The organism is Sphingomonas pseudosanguinis, assembly GCF_014196255.1.
Classification (GTDB): domain Bacteria; phylum Pseudomonadota; class Alphaproteobacteria; order Sphingomonadales; family Sphingomonadaceae; genus Sphingomonas; species Sphingomonas pseudosanguinis.
Genome location: NZ_JACIDH010000005.1, coordinates 16,013 through 32,049, shown reverse-complemented (window position 1 = coordinate 32,049; position 16,037 = coordinate 16,013). Strand labels below are relative to the sequence as shown.

Annotated in this window: 13 protein-coding genes; 12 read left to right on the top strand and 1 reads right to left on the bottom strand. The window is 67.5% G+C overall.

Annotated elements, in window-relative coordinates; translation table 11 throughout:
• The first annotated feature begins 2 nt into the window (after positions 1-2).
• From nuoL to GGR48_RS07860, 8 genes are all read left to right on the top strand, one after another.
• Positions 3-2,090, top strand: coding sequence for an NADH-quinone oxidoreductase subunit L (nuoL, locus tag GGR48_RS07895; protein WP_221211431.1), 2,088 nt, complete (start codon positions 3-5; stop codon positions 2,088-2,090).
• Between the two features lie 7 nt (positions 2,091-2,097).
• Entirely contained in the window at positions 2,098-3,648 is a 1,551-nt protein-coding gene (locus tag GGR48_RS07890; protein ID WP_183951484.1) for an NADH-quinone oxidoreductase subunit M, read from the top strand.
• Positions 3,648-5,111 (top strand): NADH-quinone oxidoreductase subunit NuoN, encoded by a 1,464-nt coding sequence (gene nuoN, locus GGR48_RS07885; RefSeq protein WP_183951380.1) that lies wholly within the window; start codon positions 3,648-3,650, stop codon positions 5,109-5,111. The genes GGR48_RS07890 and nuoN overlap by 1 nt, the downstream gene beginning before the upstream one ends.
• Positions 5,078-5,821: a biotin--[acetyl-CoA-carboxylase] ligase gene (locus GGR48_RS07880; RefSeq protein ID WP_183951379.1), complete on the top strand. Its 744-nt coding sequence runs from the start codon at positions 5,078-5,080 to the stop codon at positions 5,819-5,821. The genes nuoN and GGR48_RS07880 overlap by 34 nt, the downstream gene beginning before the upstream one ends.
• 9 nt (positions 5,822-5,830) lie before the next feature.
• Positions 5,831-6,610, top strand: a complete 780-nt coding sequence (locus GGR48_RS07875; protein ID WP_183951378.1) for a type III pantothenate kinase — start codon at positions 5,831-5,833, stop codon at positions 6,608-6,610.
• A gap of 141 nt (positions 6,611-6,751) precedes the next feature.
• Positions 6,752-8,386: a ribonuclease J gene (locus GGR48_RS07870; RefSeq protein WP_183951377.1), complete on the top strand. Its 1,635-nt coding sequence runs from the start codon at positions 6,752-6,754 to the stop codon at positions 8,384-8,386.
• Between the two features lie 4 nt (positions 8,387-8,390).
• Entirely contained in the window at positions 8,391-8,666 is a 276-nt protein-coding gene (locus GGR48_RS07865) for a DUF1467 family protein (RefSeq protein WP_183951376.1), read from the top strand.
• A 1-nt stretch (position 8,667) separates the two neighbouring features.
• Positions 8,668-9,390 carry a helix-turn-helix transcriptional regulator gene (locus tag GGR48_RS07860; RefSeq protein ID WP_183951375.1) on the top strand — a complete coding sequence of 241 codons (723 nt, stop codon included), beginning with the start codon at positions 8,668-8,670 and terminating at the stop codon, positions 9,388-9,390.
• 205 nt (positions 9,391-9,595) lie between these two features.
• Here GGR48_RS07860 and GGR48_RS07855 read toward each other — a convergent pair whose 3' ends face one another.
• On the bottom strand, positions 9,596-11,920 hold the full coding sequence (locus tag GGR48_RS07855; RefSeq protein ID WP_240455882.1) for a coiled-coil domain-containing protein: 2,325 nt from the start codon (positions 11,918-11,920) through the stop codon (positions 9,596-9,598).
• A gap of 101 nt (positions 11,921-12,021) precedes the next feature.
• Between GGR48_RS07855 and GGR48_RS07850 the strand changes: the two genes are divergently transcribed.
• From GGR48_RS07850 to GGR48_RS07835, 4 genes are all read left to right on the top strand, one after another.
• Positions 12,022-12,315: an Hpt domain-containing protein gene (locus GGR48_RS07850; RefSeq protein WP_183951374.1), complete on the top strand. Its 294-nt coding sequence runs from the start codon at positions 12,022-12,024 to the stop codon at positions 12,313-12,315.
• A gap of 110 nt (positions 12,316-12,425) precedes the next feature.
• Positions 12,426-13,556, top strand: a complete 1,131-nt coding sequence (locus GGR48_RS07845) for a glycosyltransferase family protein (protein WP_240455881.1) — start codon at positions 12,426-12,428, stop codon at positions 13,554-13,556.
• Between the two features lie 35 nt (positions 13,557-13,591).
• A complete protein-coding gene (locus tag GGR48_RS07840) occupies positions 13,592-14,671 on the top strand; it encodes a hypothetical protein (RefSeq protein ID WP_183951372.1) in 1,080 nt (359 codons plus the stop codon).
• The gene (locus GGR48_RS07835; RefSeq protein ID WP_420854042.1) at positions 14,668-16,014 is read left to right on the top strand and encodes a sensor histidine kinase; all 1,347 of its coding nucleotides are present in this window, start codon (positions 14,668-14,670) and stop codon (positions 16,012-16,014) included. The genes GGR48_RS07840 and GGR48_RS07835 overlap by 4 nt, the downstream gene beginning before the upstream one ends.
• The last annotated feature ends 23 nt before the right edge of the window (positions 16,015-16,037 follow it).

Genomic DNA, 16,037 nt, shown 5'->3' with positions numbered 1-16,037 from the left:
GGTTGATCCTCGCTATCGTCTTCCTGCCGTTGCTGGCCGCCGCCATTGCGGGGTTCGGCAACAAGGCCATCGGGAACGTGCCCGCCAAGGTCGTCACGACCGGCGCGCTGTTCATTTCCTGTGCGCTCTCATGGCCGATCTTCATCGGCTATCTGTCGGGCGCCAATGTCGCCACCGTCACGCCGGTGCTCCACTGGATCACCAGCGGCACCATGTCGGTCGACTGGGCGCTGCGCGTCGACTCGCTGACCGCAATCATGCTGGTGGTCATCACCAGCGTCTCGGCGCTCGTCCACCTCTATAGCTGGGGCTATATGAGCGAGGAGCCGGATCAGCCGCGCTTTTTCGCCTATCTCTGCCTCTTCACCTTCGCGATGCTGATGCTCGTGACGGCGGACAATCTGGTCCAGATGTTCTTCGGCTGGGAAGGCGTGGGTCTCGCGTCCTACCTGCTGATCGGCTTCTGGTTCCGCAAGCCCTCGGCCAATGCGGCCGCGATCAAGGCGTTCGTCGTCAATCGTGTCGGCGATCTTGGCTTCATGCTCGGCATCTTCGGCACCTTCCTGGTGTTCGGGACCGTCTCGATCCCGGCGATCCTGGCGGCCGCGCCGGGCATGGCGGGCTCGACCATCGGGTTCCTCGGCTATCGCTTCGACACGATGACCGTGCTTTGCCTGCTGCTGTTCGTCGGCGCGATGGGCAAGTCGGCGCAGCTCGGGCTCCACACCTGGCTGCCGGACGCGATGGAAGGCCCGACCCCGGTGTCGGCGCTGATCCACGCGGCGACCATGGTGACCGCGGGCGTGTTCATGGTGTGCCGCCTGTCGCCCATGTTCGAAACCTCGCCGACCGCGCTGGGCGTCATCACCGTCATCGGTGCCATGACCTGCTTCTTCGCCGCGACTGTCGGCACGGTGCAGACCGACATCAAGCGCGTCATCGCCTATTCGACCTGTTCGCAGCTCGGCTACATGTTCTTCGCGGCTGGCGTCGGCGCGTACGGTGCGGCGATGTTCCACCTGTTCACCCACGCCTTCTTCAAGGCGCTGTTGTTCCTGGGTGCGGGCTCGGTGATCCATGCGATGCATCACGAGCAGGACATGCGCTATTATGGCGGTCTGCGTCGTCACATCCCGCTCACCTTCTGGGCGATGATGATGGGTACGCTGGCGATCACGGGCGTCGGTATCCCGGCTCTGTTCGGCAATCCGATGGCGTTCGGTTTCGCGGGCTTCCATTCGAAGGACGCGATCATCGAAGTCGCTTATGCGGGTGGTTCGGGCTTTGCCTTCTGGGCGGGCGTGATCGCCGCGTTGCTGACCAGCTTCTATTCGTGGCGCCTGATGTTCCTGACTTTCTGGGGCAAGCCGCGCTGGGTCGCGTCGGAGCATATTCAGCACGCGCTGCACGACGCGCACGGGCATGGCGATCATGGGCATACCCATGACCCGCACCCCGCGAACGAGGATGCCGGCGACGAGCCGCACGTCCATGGTCCGTCGCAGGAGGAACTGCCCGAGGGCACCGGTGGCTATCATCCGCATGAGAGCCCGCTGGTCATGCTGATCCCGCTGATCGTACTGTCGATCGGTGCGATCGCGGCGGGCTTCGTCTTCCATGGCTGGTTCATCGAGCCGGAAGCGGGCGAGAGCTATTGGAAGGGCGCGATCGCCTTCAACGAGCATCTGATGCATTCGATGCACGGCGTGCCGGTGTGGGTGAAGCTGTCGGCGACGATCGTCATGCTGCTCGGTCTCGCGACCGCGTATCTGACCTATATCCGCGCACCGGAGTTCCCGGCGAAGTTCGCGGATCAGTTCCGCATCCTGTACCGCTTCCTCCTCAACAAATGGTATTTCGACGAGATCTACCATTTCCTCTTCGTACGCCCCGCCTTCGCGATCGGCCGGTTGCTGTGGCACCGTGGCGACGAGAAGACGATCGACCGCTTCGGCCCCAACGGTGTCGCCTGGCTTATCCAGCAGGGCAGCCGGGGTGCGGCGCGCTTCCAGACGGGATACCTCTACAGCTATGCCTTCGTCATGTTGATCGGCCTGACCGCGGCCGTCACCTGGGCCATTTTGGGTTGATCGCGTGATGCAGGGCTTCCCGATCCTCTCCGTCATGCTGGCGGTCCCGGCTGTTGCCGCGATCGCCTGCCTTTTCCTCAACGCGAACGGCGCGCGCATGTTGGCGCTCGCCGCCACGCTGATCGACTTCGCCCTGGGCATCGTGCTCTGGACGCAGTTCGATGTGGGCGGCGCGCAGTGGCAGTTCGTCGAACATGCCCCCGGCATCTTCGGCCCGTTCGGCTGGTCGCTCGGCATCGACGGCTTCGCGCTGCTGCTCATCATGCTCAGCGTGTTCCTGATGCCGATCTGCATCGGCGCCAGCTGGCGCGCGATCGACAAGCGCGTTCCCGAATATATGGGCCTGTTCCTGTTCACCGAAGTGCTGATGATCGGCACCTTCGCAGCGCAGGACCTGTTCCTCTTCTACGTCTTCTTCGAAGCCGGCCTGATCCCGATGTATCTCATCATCGGTATCTGGGGCGGGGCGAACCGCATCTATGCGTCGTACAAGTTCTTCCTGTACACGCTGCTCGGCTCGCTCCTCATGTTCGTCGCGATGCTCTATATGGCGCGCACGGCGGGCACGACCTCGATCCCGGCGCTTCTCGCCTATGACTTCCCGGCGTCGGTGCAGACCTGGTTGTGGATCGCCTTCTTCGCCTCGTTCGCGGTCAAGATGCCGATGTGGCCGGTCCACACCTGGCTTCCCGACGCGCACGTTCAGGCGCCGACGGCGGGTTCCGTCATCCTGGCGGGCGTGCTGCTGAAGCTCGGCGGATACGGCTTCCTGCGCTTCCTGCTCCCGATGTTCCCGGAGGCGAGCGGACAGCTGACCTGGCTGATCTTCGCGCTGTCGGCGGTGGCGGTGATCTATGCCTCGCTGGTCGCGCTGGTGCAGTCCGACATGAAGAAGCTGATCGCCTATTCGTCGGTCGCGCACATGGCGATTGTGACCATCGGCCTCTATGCCTTCAACCAGCAGGGCATCGAAGGCGCGATGATCATGATGCTCAGCCACGGGCTGGTGTCGGGCGCGCTCTTCCTGTGCGTCGGTGTCATCTATGACCGGCTGCACACCCGCGAGATCGCGCGGTACGGCGGGCTGTCGATCAACATGCCCAAATATGCCGTGCTGTTCCTGTTCTTCACCATGGCGTCGATCGGTCTGCCGGGCACCAGCGGCTTCGTCGCCGAGTTCCTGTCGCTGATGGGCACCTATCAGGTGTCGACCTGGACCGCGCTGCTCTGCACCACGGGCATCATCCTGGGCGCGGCGTACATGCTCTATCTCTACCGGCGGGTCGCTTATGGCGAGATCAAGTCGGATGAGGTTGCGGCGATGCCCGACCTGACGAGCCGGGAGCTGTGGCTGCTCGCGCCAATCGCGGCGGTGACGCTGTGGATGGGTGTCTATCCGGAGAGCTTCCTCGCGCCGATGCGCAAGGACGTGCAGGTCCTGCTTCAGCGGATCGACCGGGCGAACCCGGGTTCCGACAGCCGTCCGACCGCCGGTAATCCTGCACTCGCGACCGCCCACACCCCTGAGCACCAAGCTGCGCACGGGGAGGCGCACTGATGAGCTATTCGTTGAACCTTCTGATGGTCCTGCCCGAGCTGGTGCTGAGCCTAGGCGCGATCGCGCTGATGCTCGTCGCCGCCTGGGGCGGGACGAACGCCACGCGCGGCATCTCGATCGCGGCGGTGTTCGTGCTGGCCGGTGCGATCGTCGCGCTCGCCGGGCCGTCGACGACCGGTGGGCTTGCCTTTGGCGGTCTGTACCGCGCGGACGCCTTTGCCGGTTTCGCCAAGGTGCTGATCTATCTGGCGACCGCCGTGGCGATCATCATGGCCCCGCGCTTCTTCGCGCGTTCGCCGGGTGAGGATCTGCGTCCCGAATATCCCATCCTGATGCTGCTCTCGGCGGTCGGCATGGGTATGATGGTGTCGGCGGGCGATCTGCTGACCCTCTATGTCGGTCTCGAACTGCAGAGCCTGTCGGCTTATGTCCTGGCAAGCTTCATGCGTCGCGACGGTCGTTCGGCCGAAGCGGGTCTGAAGTATTTCGTGCTCGGCGCGCTGGCATCGGGCATCCTGCTCTATGGTATCTCGCTGGTCTATGGCTTCTCGGGCTCGACCGACTTCGCGCAGATCGCGGGCGCCTATGGTCGCGACGCGGCGATGGGCACGCGCTCGCTGGGTCTGGTCTTCGGCCTGGTGTTCGTGTTCGCGGGCCTGGCGTTCAAGATGTCGGCGGTGCCGTTCCACATGTGGACGCCGGACGTCTATGAAGGTGCGCCGACCCCGGTGACCGCCTTCTTCGCCTCGGCCCCCAAGGTTGCGGCGATGGCGCTGGCGATCCGCGTCGCCGTCGAGGCCATGGGCTCGGCAGTGCAGCAGTGGCAGCAGATCGTGACCTTCGCGGCGCTCGCCTCGATCATCCTCGGCGCGGTCGCGGCGATCGGGCAGACCAATATCAAGCGTCTGCTCGCCTATTCGTCGATCAACAATGTCGGCTTTGCCCTCATCGGTCTGGCGGCGGGCACGGCGCAGGGCGTCGCGGCGGTGCTGACGTACCTCACCATCTACGTCATCATGACGCTGGGTGCGTTCCTGATCGTCATCCGTATGCGCGACGAGCAGGGCAATCCGCTGGAGTCGATCGCCAGCCTGTCGGGCCTGTCGCGCACGCGTCCGGCACTCGCCTGGGCGATGGCGTTCTTCATGTTCTCGGTCGCGGGTATTCCGCCGCTGCTCGGCTTCTATGCCAAGTTCGCGGTGTTCAATGCGGCGGTCGCGGCGGGGCTGTTCCCGCTGGCGGTGATCGGCGTCGTCGCCTCGGTGATCGGTGCCTATTATTACCTGCGCATCATCAAGACGATGTTCTTCGATGAGCCGGCGGGTGCCTGGGACAATAGCGAGGCGCAGCCCGTCGAGAACGGCCTGATCGCGCTGTCGGCGTTGTTCGTGTCGCCGGTCGGCTATCTGCTGATCCCGGTGCTCGGCGCATGGTCGCTGGCGGCGGCTCGAGCGCTGTTCTGAGCCGATTGCTCCACGTCGCGGAGACGGGATCGACCAATGCCGATCTTCGCCAGCTTGCGGAAGCAGGCGGTGAAGACGGCCTCTGGCTCCGCGCCGACCGCCAGACGGCGGGGCGCGGACGCCAGGGGCGGGAATGGTCCTCGCCCTCGGGCAATTTCTACGGGTCGACGCTGGTCCGGCTGCGGCCCGGCGATCCGATGGCAGCCACATTGGCACTGGTCGCCGCCGTCGCCATCGAGGATGCGGTGGCGGCGTGCCTGTCGGGCACCACGACGCGCGCGATGCTCAAATGGCCCAATGATCTGTTGATCGACGGAGCCAAGCTGTCGGGCATTTTACTGGAGCGCACCGGCGATGCGGTCATCATCGGCATGGGGATCAATCTGGCGTCGGCCCCGCAGCTACCCGACCGCGCCACGACCGCGCTGGTCGATCATGGCGTCGATGTCGCGCCCGCGACGATGCAGGCGCTGCTCGCCGAAGCCATGACCCGCTGGCTCGCCGTCTGGCGCGAGGAAGGATTGGGCGCGATCGTCCGGCGTTGGGAGGCGCGGGCGCATCCGCGCGGAACGCCGCTGACCGCGCGTTTGCCCGATGGGCAGGTCCTGACGGGGGCGTTCGACGGGCTGGCGCATGACGGCGCGCTGCGGCTGGCCTTGGCGGATGGCGCGGCCCATGTCATCCATGCCGGCGATATCTTCCTGGTCTGAGGGACTTTCATGCTGCTTGCCATCGATGCCGGGAACACGAACGTGGTCTTCGCGCTGCTCGAGGGGCGGACGATCAAGGGCCGCTGGCGCATCGCGACCGATCCGCGCCGGACGGGCGACGAATATGCGGTATGGCTCAGCCAGTTGCTGGCGCTGGAAGGCTATGCGCGCGAGGATGTGACCGGCGTCATCATCGCCACGGTCGTGCCGCGCGCGCTCCATAATCTTCAGGTGCTGGCGCAGAAATATTTCAAGGTCGATCCCTTGATCGCCGGCCGTGCGCCAGTGGAATGGGGGATCGCGATCGACGTCGACGAACCCGCCTCGCTGGGCGCCGACCGTGCGGTCAACACGATCGCGGCACATGCGCTGCATCCCGGCGACCTGATCACCATCGATTTCGGCACAGCGACGACCTTCGACATCAGCGACTATCAGGGCGCTTATAAGGGTGGGATCATCGCGCCCGGCATCAACCTGTCGCTCGATGCGCTGGTGACCGCGGCCGCCAAGCTGCCGCGCATCGCGATCGAGGCGCCGGAGAGCCGCAGCGTGATCGGCCGCAATACGGTCGACCAGATGCATATCGGTATCTTCTGGGGCTATATCGCGATGATCGAGGGTCTGGTCGCACGGCTGAAAGCGCAGGTCGGGCGGCCGGTCAAGGTGCTCGCCACCGGCGGTCTGGCCGCGCTGCTGAGCCCGCACACCCATGTATTCGATCATATCGAGCCCGATCTGACCATTCAGGGGCTGGCGATCCTGTGGGAACGCGCCCATATCGGGTAAACAGAATTTGGTTCGGGCAGCCCGCGAATATCCGCAGGGCGTTCGAGCCACGCATGAGATGACCGCGCCCTGACCGGCGCAATCCCTATGCCCCATGGCCTCCGCTTGCAGCGGGGCGGGGCTTCTATTGTCAGGAAGTGAATGACTCCGAAGAAAGAATTGCTGTTCTGCGCGCTCGGTGGATCGGGTGAAATCGGCATGAACGTGAACCTGTACGGCACCGAAGGCAAATGGGTGATGGTCGATTGCGGCATCACCTTCGCCGATCCGGCCTATCCCGGCATCGACGTGATCCTGCCCGACCTGAGCTTCATCGAGGACCGGCTGGACGACTTGGTTGGCATCGTGCTGACCCATGGTCATGAAGACCATATCGGCGCGCTGCCCTATCTGGCCGAGGATCTGGGCGTGCCCATCTACGCCACCGCCTTCACCGCCGGGCTGGTGCGCGGCAAGCTGGAGGAAGAGGGCAGCGCCAACCGCGTCAAGCTGCGCGTGATGGAGGCGGGCAAGACGTTCGAGGTCGGCCCGTTCGACTTCACCTTCGTGCCGCTGTCGCACTCGATCCCCGAAGCCAACGCGCTGCTGATCGAGACCGCTGTCGGCCGCGTCTTCCATACTGGCGACTGGAAGCTCGACCAGACCCCCGTCATCGGCAAGCCCGCCAGCCCTGCGCAGCTGTCGTCGATCGGCGACATGGGCGTCGACGTACTGGTGTGCGACTCCACCAACGCCTTCAACACCGAAGCCTCGGGCTCGGAAGCCAGCGTGCGCCCCGGCATCGCCGAGACGGTTGCCAAGGCCAAGGGGCGCGTGGTCGTCACCACCTTCGCCTCCAACGCCGCGCGTCTGGTAACGCTGGGCGAGGTCGCCAAGGAAACGGGGCGCAAGCTGTGCGTCACCGGCCGCTCGCTCGACCGGATTTTGAAGGTCGGCCGCGCCTGTGGCTACTTCAAGGGCTTCCCCGAGGTTGTCGATCCCGAGACGGCGATGCGCCTGCCCAAGGACCGCGTGCTGATCGTCGCAACCGGTGGGCAGGGTGAGCCGCGCGCGGCGCTGTCGCGCATCGCCGAGGGCAGCCACACGATCCGGCTCGACACCGGCGACACGGTGATCTTCTCGGCGCGCCAGATTCCGGGCAACGAGACGGCGGTCGGCCGTATCCAGAACATCCTGGCGGGCAAGGGCGTCCGCATGGTCACCGAGCGTCAGGCGCATGTCCATGTCTCGGGCCATCCCGGCCAGCCCGAACTGGCGCAGATGTACAAGTGGCTGCGCCCGCGCACGCTGATGCCGGTGCACGGCGAGATGCGGCACATGATGGAACATGCCCGCTTCGCCACGACGCAGGGCGTGCCGCAGACCCTCGTCCAGTCGGACGGCGACATGGTCCGCCTGCTGCCCGGCAATGCGACCAAGATCGGCAATGTGCCGGTCGGGCGGCTGGTGCTCGACGGCGACGTCATCCTGCCGTCGGACGGCTCGACGATGAACGAGCGGCGTAAGCTGGCGATCAACGGCCAGATCTCGGTCGGCGTCGCGGTCGCCAAGGGGCGGCTGGTGGGCAGCCCGCAGGTTCGCGTGCAGGGCGTGCCGGTCGAGGACGAGCGCGATGCCTTCATTACCGAGGCGATCGCTGCCGCGGCCAAGGCGGTCGACGGCCCGCGTCGCGCGACCGACAAGCTGCGCGAGGACATCCGCCTCTCGGTGCGCAAGGTCGCGACGCGCTGGACCGGCAAGAAGCCGATCGTCGACGTTCTGCTGATCGAGGGATAAGACCATGCACTGGACGTCGGCCCTTGCGATCTACGTCCTCTTCTGGTTCCTCGCCGTGTTCCTGGTCCTGCCCTTCGGGGTCAGGACCACGCACGAGGCGGGGGGTGAGCATATCCCCGGCACGGCGGAAAGCGCGCCGCATGTGTTTCTGGTCGGGCGCTTCCTGCTGCGTACGACGATCACCGCGACGGTGATGTTCGCGCTGTTCTATCTCAACTATGTCAATGGTTGGATCACCGCCGGCATGCTCGACTGGAGCGGGGTGAGCCGGGACGTCTGACATGGCGCGCCCGTCCCGCCTGTTGGATATTCTCCATCTGCTGCATCGCCAGGTCGGTGTCGTGCCCGGCCGGCACATGGCCGAGCAGCTCGGCATGTCACCGCGTGCCCTAGATCGTGACATCGCGACGCTCCGGTCGCTGGGGGCCGAGATCGAGGGCGACGCCGAGCGCGGCTATCGGCTGACCCCCGGCATAGTGCTGGCGCCGTTGCATTTGCCGGTCGAGGAGGTCGAGGCGCTGCTCCTGGGCGTGACCGAAGTCGCCGAGCATGCCGACCCGGACACGACGCGGGCGGCGCGCAATGCCGCCGCACGGATCATGGCCGCGATGACGCCGGAACAGGCCATGGCTATGCGGTCCACCCTGTCGTGCATCGATCCGGATGCCGAGGATCATGAGGGGGGTGACCCACTGGAACTGGACGCCGCCATTCGGGAGGAACGGCGGATGCATCTCGTCTATCGTGACATCGACGGCGATCCGTCGCGGCGCATCATCTGGCCCTTCGCGACCGGCCTGTACAACCGCGCGGAAGTGCTCATCGGCTGGTGCGAATTGCGCGGCGATTACCGGACCTTCCGCATCGACCGCATCGTTAGCGCGCGCCTGCTAGCCGATCGCTATCGCCGTCGCCGGACCGTCTTGTTGCGCGAATGGCGCCGGCGGCCGGACATCGCGCATGACCGCTACCGGCTGTATGAACGGGACGTGGATCAGGGCTAGGCCTTGTCGACATTCGGACACGGCCGCCGTCGTTCCTTACCTGTAAGGGGGGTGACCGTCGTGCGTTGAGGCGGATCTCGCCGACGGGGACACCCCTCCGTCAGGCCTTCGGCCTGCCACCTCCCCTTACAGGGGAGGAATGAATGTCGATCAGGGCTCGGCCAGGCTTCGCGTCTCGGCCGCCGTCACGACACATCGTCAGACGTCAACGAAGCCGCTCGATCGCCTGGGCGAGCGCGACATAGAGCTTGCCCATGTCCGACGACAGCAACGTCACGCCCAGTGGCGACCCGTCGCGCTGGGCCAGCACGCCGCGCAGCATCGCCTCGAAGTCATGGATATAGCGGTTCACATGCTCGCGGAACTTGGTGTCCTGATCATAGAGATCGGCGATGTCGCGCGCTTGATGCGAGTCGAGGATACGCACCGCGCGCCGGGTAAAGACGCCGCGATCGCCCTTCAGATAGGCCGCCCAGGCGCTGTCGGTGACTTCGGGCGCATAGATTTTGGCGATGTCGATCGAGGCGGAGTTGAGCGACTCCACCAAGAGCGAGGCACGCCGCGCGAAATTGTCGCGGTCGGCGTCCTCGCGTTCGGTGCGCGCTTTTTCGATCCGGCTTTCGACGACGGCGGTCTTCTCCGCGATCAGCTCGGCCTGACGCGCCAGTCGTTCCGTCGCGCGGGTCGCGGCCTCGACCGCGCTTTGCGTTGCGTCGACGATGGCATGGACCTGGCGCTCGACCGTGTTGCCGGTGGCGCGGCGCATCGCCTCGGCGCTGGCATGTTCGAGCACGCTCGCCGCCTCCGGGATGACGTTGGCCAGCGTCTCGCGCGCGCTGTCGGCGGCCGTCACGGCGGTTTCGCGGACGCGGAGCAGCGCGTCGACCAGCTTGGGCGCGGCCTCGTCGGCGAACTGGTTCGTGCGGTCGATCGTCTCCTCGACCATCATGCCCAGCGCATCCGCCTTGGCGCGGCCGGTCGATAGCGTTTCGATCAGCGTGCCCGACAGGGTTTCCAGCGTCTGGCGCTGCTCGGCGATGACCTCGGCAATCGCTTCGATCGCTTCGTGGGTGCTTTCGGCGGCGGTCACCAGCGCCAGCAATTCGGGCTTGGTCCGGACGACGATCTCATGGCTGCCGACGATCCGTTGGTCGAGCCGCGCCAGCGCCTCGGGCAGTGTCTCGTCGATCTCGCGCGCGGCGGCATCCAGCGCGATCAGCAGCGTCTCGGTCGTGCCGATCACGCGATTGGCCATGCTCTCGCCCGCCTCCAGCGCGCCGGTCATCGCATCCGCCGATCCGCCCAGCGCGCTGATCGAGGCGGCGAGCATCTGCGACTTTTCGGTGCCTTGGACATGGAGCGTCGCGATGCGCGTCTCTACCCGGTCGAGCTGCGCGTCGAGCGTGTCGACGATCGCCTCGCCCGCGATCCGCTGCGCCTCCAGTTCGGCGGTCAGGCGGGTCACCGCACCGTCGACCTGGGTCAGTCGCTCGGCCAGCGCATCGGCGCTGTCGCGGGCCGCGCTGTCGAGCGCCTGCTGGTTCTCGCCGACCATCGCGACCAACACCTCGCCCTGTTCGGCGATGCCCTGACGCGACTGGTCGAGCGCCTGCGCGGCGCGTTCGAGCAGCGCGTCGATGGTCGCCGCGACATGGGCGGTGACGGTGTCCAGATGCGCGCTTGCGGCGCGGCTGGTCGCCTCCATCTGTTCCAGATGCGTGGCCAGACGCTGCGCGGCGCCGCTGGCGATCGTATCGGCATCCTGCCCGCGCCGGCCGAGCGCGACCAGCTGCGCGTCGAGCGCGGCGGCATGGCTCTGCGCCGAGCGGGCGGCCTCCGCCATCCGGTCGCTCGCCTCGCCGACTTCGTCCACGGCGTGGGGCAGCGCGTCGAGCAGATGCGCGAGATTGGACTGGCTGGTGCCCGCGACATCAGCCAGCGTGCGGCCATGCGCCTCGACCATCTGGATGTCGTCGGCCAGGTCGCGGGCGATCGCGTTGAAGCGGGTTTCGGCGGCTTGCGCCATCTCCGCCAGCGCCACGGCCTGCGCCGACAGTTCGCCGCGATTGGCCTCGAGCATGCGGCCGATGGCAGCGACCGCGCTCTCCAGCGCCAGCGCCTCGTCGCGCATGTCACGCGCGGTCAGCGCGAAGCGGCGCTGCTCGGCGCGGCTGCTACGCTGTGCGATCAGCCAGAGGAGCGTGACCAGCATCGGCCCTGCGAGCGCCAGCGTCAGGATCGGGGCGAAGCTGTCGGGCGTCACCGGCGACGATCCGGCAAGCCCCCACAGGACGATGCCGACCAGCCATAATGTGGACAGCGCGATGGCAGCGAACAGCGGCCAGCGGGGGGCGGGCGGCTCGGCGGGGATGCCGACCCGATCCTCCAGCCAGACCTGCGCCGGCTGGCCGGGGGCGGGGCGCGTCATGGGGTCGGCGACGTCGAAGGGCTGCGGCGCGTCGTCAGCGATCGACGCTTCGTCCAGCAGGTCCGATCTGTCCTGACGCTCCGCGCGCAAATCCACGATCATCCAAGCCCCCGTGTCACAATGGGTCGGTTTATCACGTTTGCCGGCGGCAGAAAGCGAATTGCGCTATTCCGTGCAGGAGCTTCCGGTTTATGGGAGCCATCATGACCTATGAACGCGGAACGATCGACGCTGCCCTGGCAGCGGTTGCGGGTGACGAACCGGCCGTGATCCAGGATTTGCGTATCGCTTTCGTCGACAGTGCGACCCGCGCGCTGGAGGCGATGCACAAGGCCCAGGGCGGCGCTGAATGGCGCGAGGCCGCGCTGCGGCTGAAGGGGCTGGCGGCCAGCGTCAATGCGCTGCCGCTGATGACCCTGGCGGGTCAGGCGGCGGAGATGGACGAGGCCGATCCCGCCCTGCTCGAGCGGATCGGCGAGGTCGTCGCGCGACTCTGACGTGCCTGTGCGGGTCGGGGCTGGCAAGCACGCCGTCAAGCGCCTAACAGCGACCGATGTTGTCCGGGCTATTATTTGCGATCGACGATGCTGAAGACCGCCCCGGGCGGTTGACGGCCACCCTGCCATTCGCCGGCGTCACCCTGATCGAATATCAGGCGCGGCTGCTGATCGCCGCCGGCGCGGCGCAGGTGATCATCGTCGTCGCGCGCCTGACCCCCGAATTGCTGGGCGCCATCGCCCGGATCGCGCAGCGTGGCGTGGTGGTCGATACGGTCCGCAGCGCGGTCGAGGCGGCCGAGAAGCTGCATCCGCTGTCGCGCCTGATCGTGCTGGCGGACGGGCTGATCACCACCGAGGAGACGATCGCGCTGGTCCTGCGCGATACCGGTCATGACGCGTTGATGGTCGTGCCCGAGGCGGGAGCCGAGGCCGGGCTGGAGCGTGTCGGCGGGCAGATGGCCTGGGCCGGCGTCGCGCGCGTCGATCCGCGCCGCGTAGCCGAGGTGGCGGCGCTGCCGCGCGACTATGACCTGCAATCGACGCTGCTGCGTCTCGCGGCACAGGCGCATGCGACCCATATCCTGTTGCCGGCCGAGGCGGAGCGGGCGGGGCACGGCATCGTCCATCGCGGTGAGACGCTGGACGCGCGCGGTCGGGCGGTCGTCGCGCGGCTGGTGTCGGGGCGGCGGAGCTGGTTCGATCGCTACATCCTCGCCCCCGTGGCGCGCTTCGCGCTGCCGCGTCTGGTCGAGCGGGCGGTGCCGGCGCATGTTGCGGGCGGTGCGGGTGTCGGTCTTGGCGCGCTGGGCCTGATCCTGATCCTGTTCGGGCTGCCCGCACTTGGCCTGTGCATGGCGATCGCGGGGACGCTCGGGCTGGGGCTGGGCGAGACGCTGGCAGGCCTGCGCGACGAACAGCCGGCGGCCAAGGCGCAGTCGGCCGCCATCGCCGCGCTGACCGCCATCGTGGTCGCAGGGATGGGCTGGCAATATTACCGCGTCGCCGGGGACGAATTGGGGCCGGTGCTGGCGCTGATGCTGGTCATCCTCGGCATTCTGGCGGAGCGCGCCGCGCTCTATCGTTTTCGCCGGCGCTGGTGGGCCAGCCCGCCGGCCTATCTGCTCGTCATGCTCCCCGCGACGATGCTGGGCATCGGCCTGTGGGGGCTGGCGCTGGCGGGGGTGTATGCGATTGCGACATTGGCGTCCGCAATCGAGACATTACGCGCACAAGTTTAGTGTCGCATTAAGATCATAGGGGTTAGCGATGCCGGATGGCCGTAGAACCGGACCCGTATCAGGCTGACCCGCCAGCCGCGTCGCTGTTCGCGCGCGTCGCGCAGGCGCGCAGCCGCGCGGCCCGGCGGCGGCAGGCGGCGCTGGTCGAACTGGGGCTGGACGAAGCCGCCCGGCTGAGCGACCAGATCCGGCTGGCCGTGGGCACCCGGCTTCGCGGGCTGGTCGAGGCGGTCGCCCGCGATCTGAAGCATCAGGCGAGCCGGCTGGCGGCCGATACCGGCCATGATCAGGCCGATCCTTGGCCCGCCACGGCTTCCGACATCGTCGTGCGGCTGCAAATAGCGGGCCTGTTGCACGATTCAACGCTGGTGGACGAACTGGTCGCCCAGGCGCAGCAGCGGCTGATCGCGGATGCGTTGCCCAGCGAGGCCATGGGGGGCGACGCGCCCAGCCTGCTCGTCCGGCTGACCGAGGCGCCCGACCGGATCGTCGCCTCCGCCGCCCGCGCGGTGCTGGCCGCCGAAGGCCATGCGCAGGCACCGGCGAGCCATGCGGAGGATTATGCGATCCTGTCGCACCGAGCGCAGGAGCGATTGATCTGGATGATCGCCGCCGCGATGCGCGCTAATCATCGCCCGGCGGCGGATCGTGCGCTGGCGCAGGCGGCCGAGCGGATGCTCGACGCACGCGATGAGGGCGCGTGCTTCGGCGCGCCCGCGCTGCGGCTGGCGACGGCGATCGATGCGCGGCCGAGCGAATTGCCGGCGCTGCTGCTCGAATGTCTGTCCGACCGCCAGCTCGGCCTGTTCATCGCGCTGCTCGCCCATGCCCTGCGGCTGGACGATCGCGATGTCCGCGAGATCGTGCTGGAGCCGGATGGCGACCGGTTGTGGCTGGCGCTGAGGGCGCTCGATCTCAACCGGGCGACGATCGCCCGGATCGGTTGGGCGATCAGCGAGGCCGACCGCCGCCGCGATGTCGAGCGTTTTGCCGATGGGCTGGATGCGGTGATGGCGATCGCCGCGACGGACGCGACCGAGGCGCTGGCGCTGTTGAAGCTGCCGCGCGCGTTCCGGACCGCGATCGACCGGCTCGACGGAACGCTGCCGCGATGACGTCGATGAACAGCCCCGGCGAATCGATGGTGGCGCGGGCGATCCTCGACGGCGAGAACCGCATCCTGTCCGCCGATCCGCCGATCGAGCTGCTGCATATGCGCGCCGGGGGCGGGGCGCATGACCGGCTGGCGGTGGCACCCATCGCGACGATCGCGCAGCTCGCCCGCCGGTTGGGCATCGCGGTGTCGCGCCGCATGGTCGTCGCGGACGATGAGGGCGATCTCGACCTGTGGGTGCAGGCGCGGCCCGAGACCGGCCAGATCCGGCTGAGCGTCAGCGGCTGGCGTGATCGCGACGCGTGGAGGCCGAGCGCGACACCCCCCGAATTCGCTGCGACCGGTGCCGATTTCCGGTGGGAAACCGATGCCGCGCTCCGCCTGATTTCGCTATCGTCGGGCACCCGCCATGGGTTCGATGCGACCGCGCTGCTGGGGCAGCCCCTCCATGCGCTGTTCGTCTTCGACACGGCGGCGGGCGGGCGGCTGCTCACCGATCCGGTGCCGCTGGACGGGCAGGGGGCCAGGCTGCGGCCGACCGACGCGCCGGTCCGCCTGTCGGCGGCGATCCGGCACGATGCCATGGGCGGCATCGCCGGGCTGATCGGCGCGGCCTTTCTGGTAGACGAGGCGGGCGAGGACGTGGAAACCGTATCGCCCGGCACCCTACCGCTGACCGAGAGCTTCACCAACGGCCTCGACCGCGCGTTGCGCACGCCGCTGGCGCGGATCGTCGCCAATGCCGACAGCATCGCCGCGCAGGGCGACGGTCCGGTGGCGGCGACCTATGCCGATTATGCCAGCGACATCGCGCATGCGGGGCGCCATCTGATGGGGCTGGTCGACAATCTGGTCGAGCTTCAGGCGATCGAACAGCCCGATTTCCGGCTTGCGGCGATGCCGATGGACCTGGCCGATGTCGCGCGCCGGGCCGCCGGCCTGCTCGGCGTCCGCGCCGAAACCGCCGGGGTGACGATCCAGCGCCCCGCCATCACCGAAACCCTGGGCGCGATCGGCGATTTCGGACGCAGCCTGCAAATCCTGATCAACCTGATCGGCAACGCGCTGCGCTATTCCCCGCGCGGTGGCGAGGTGGTGGTGACGGCCGAACGCGACGGCGATGCGGCGCTTGTCCGCGTGGTCGACCAGGGCAAGGGGATCGCACCCGAGGATCAGGCCCGCATCTTCGAGAAATTCGAACGCGTCGATCCGACCGAGCCGGGCGGCAATGGCCTGGGCCTCTATATCGCGCGCCGCCTGGCGCGGGCGATGGGCGGTGACCTGAGCGTCGAAAGCATGCCCGGCGAGGGCGCCACCTTCACCTTCCGCCTGCGCGCGCAATAAAAAGGGCTCCCGAGGGAGCCCTT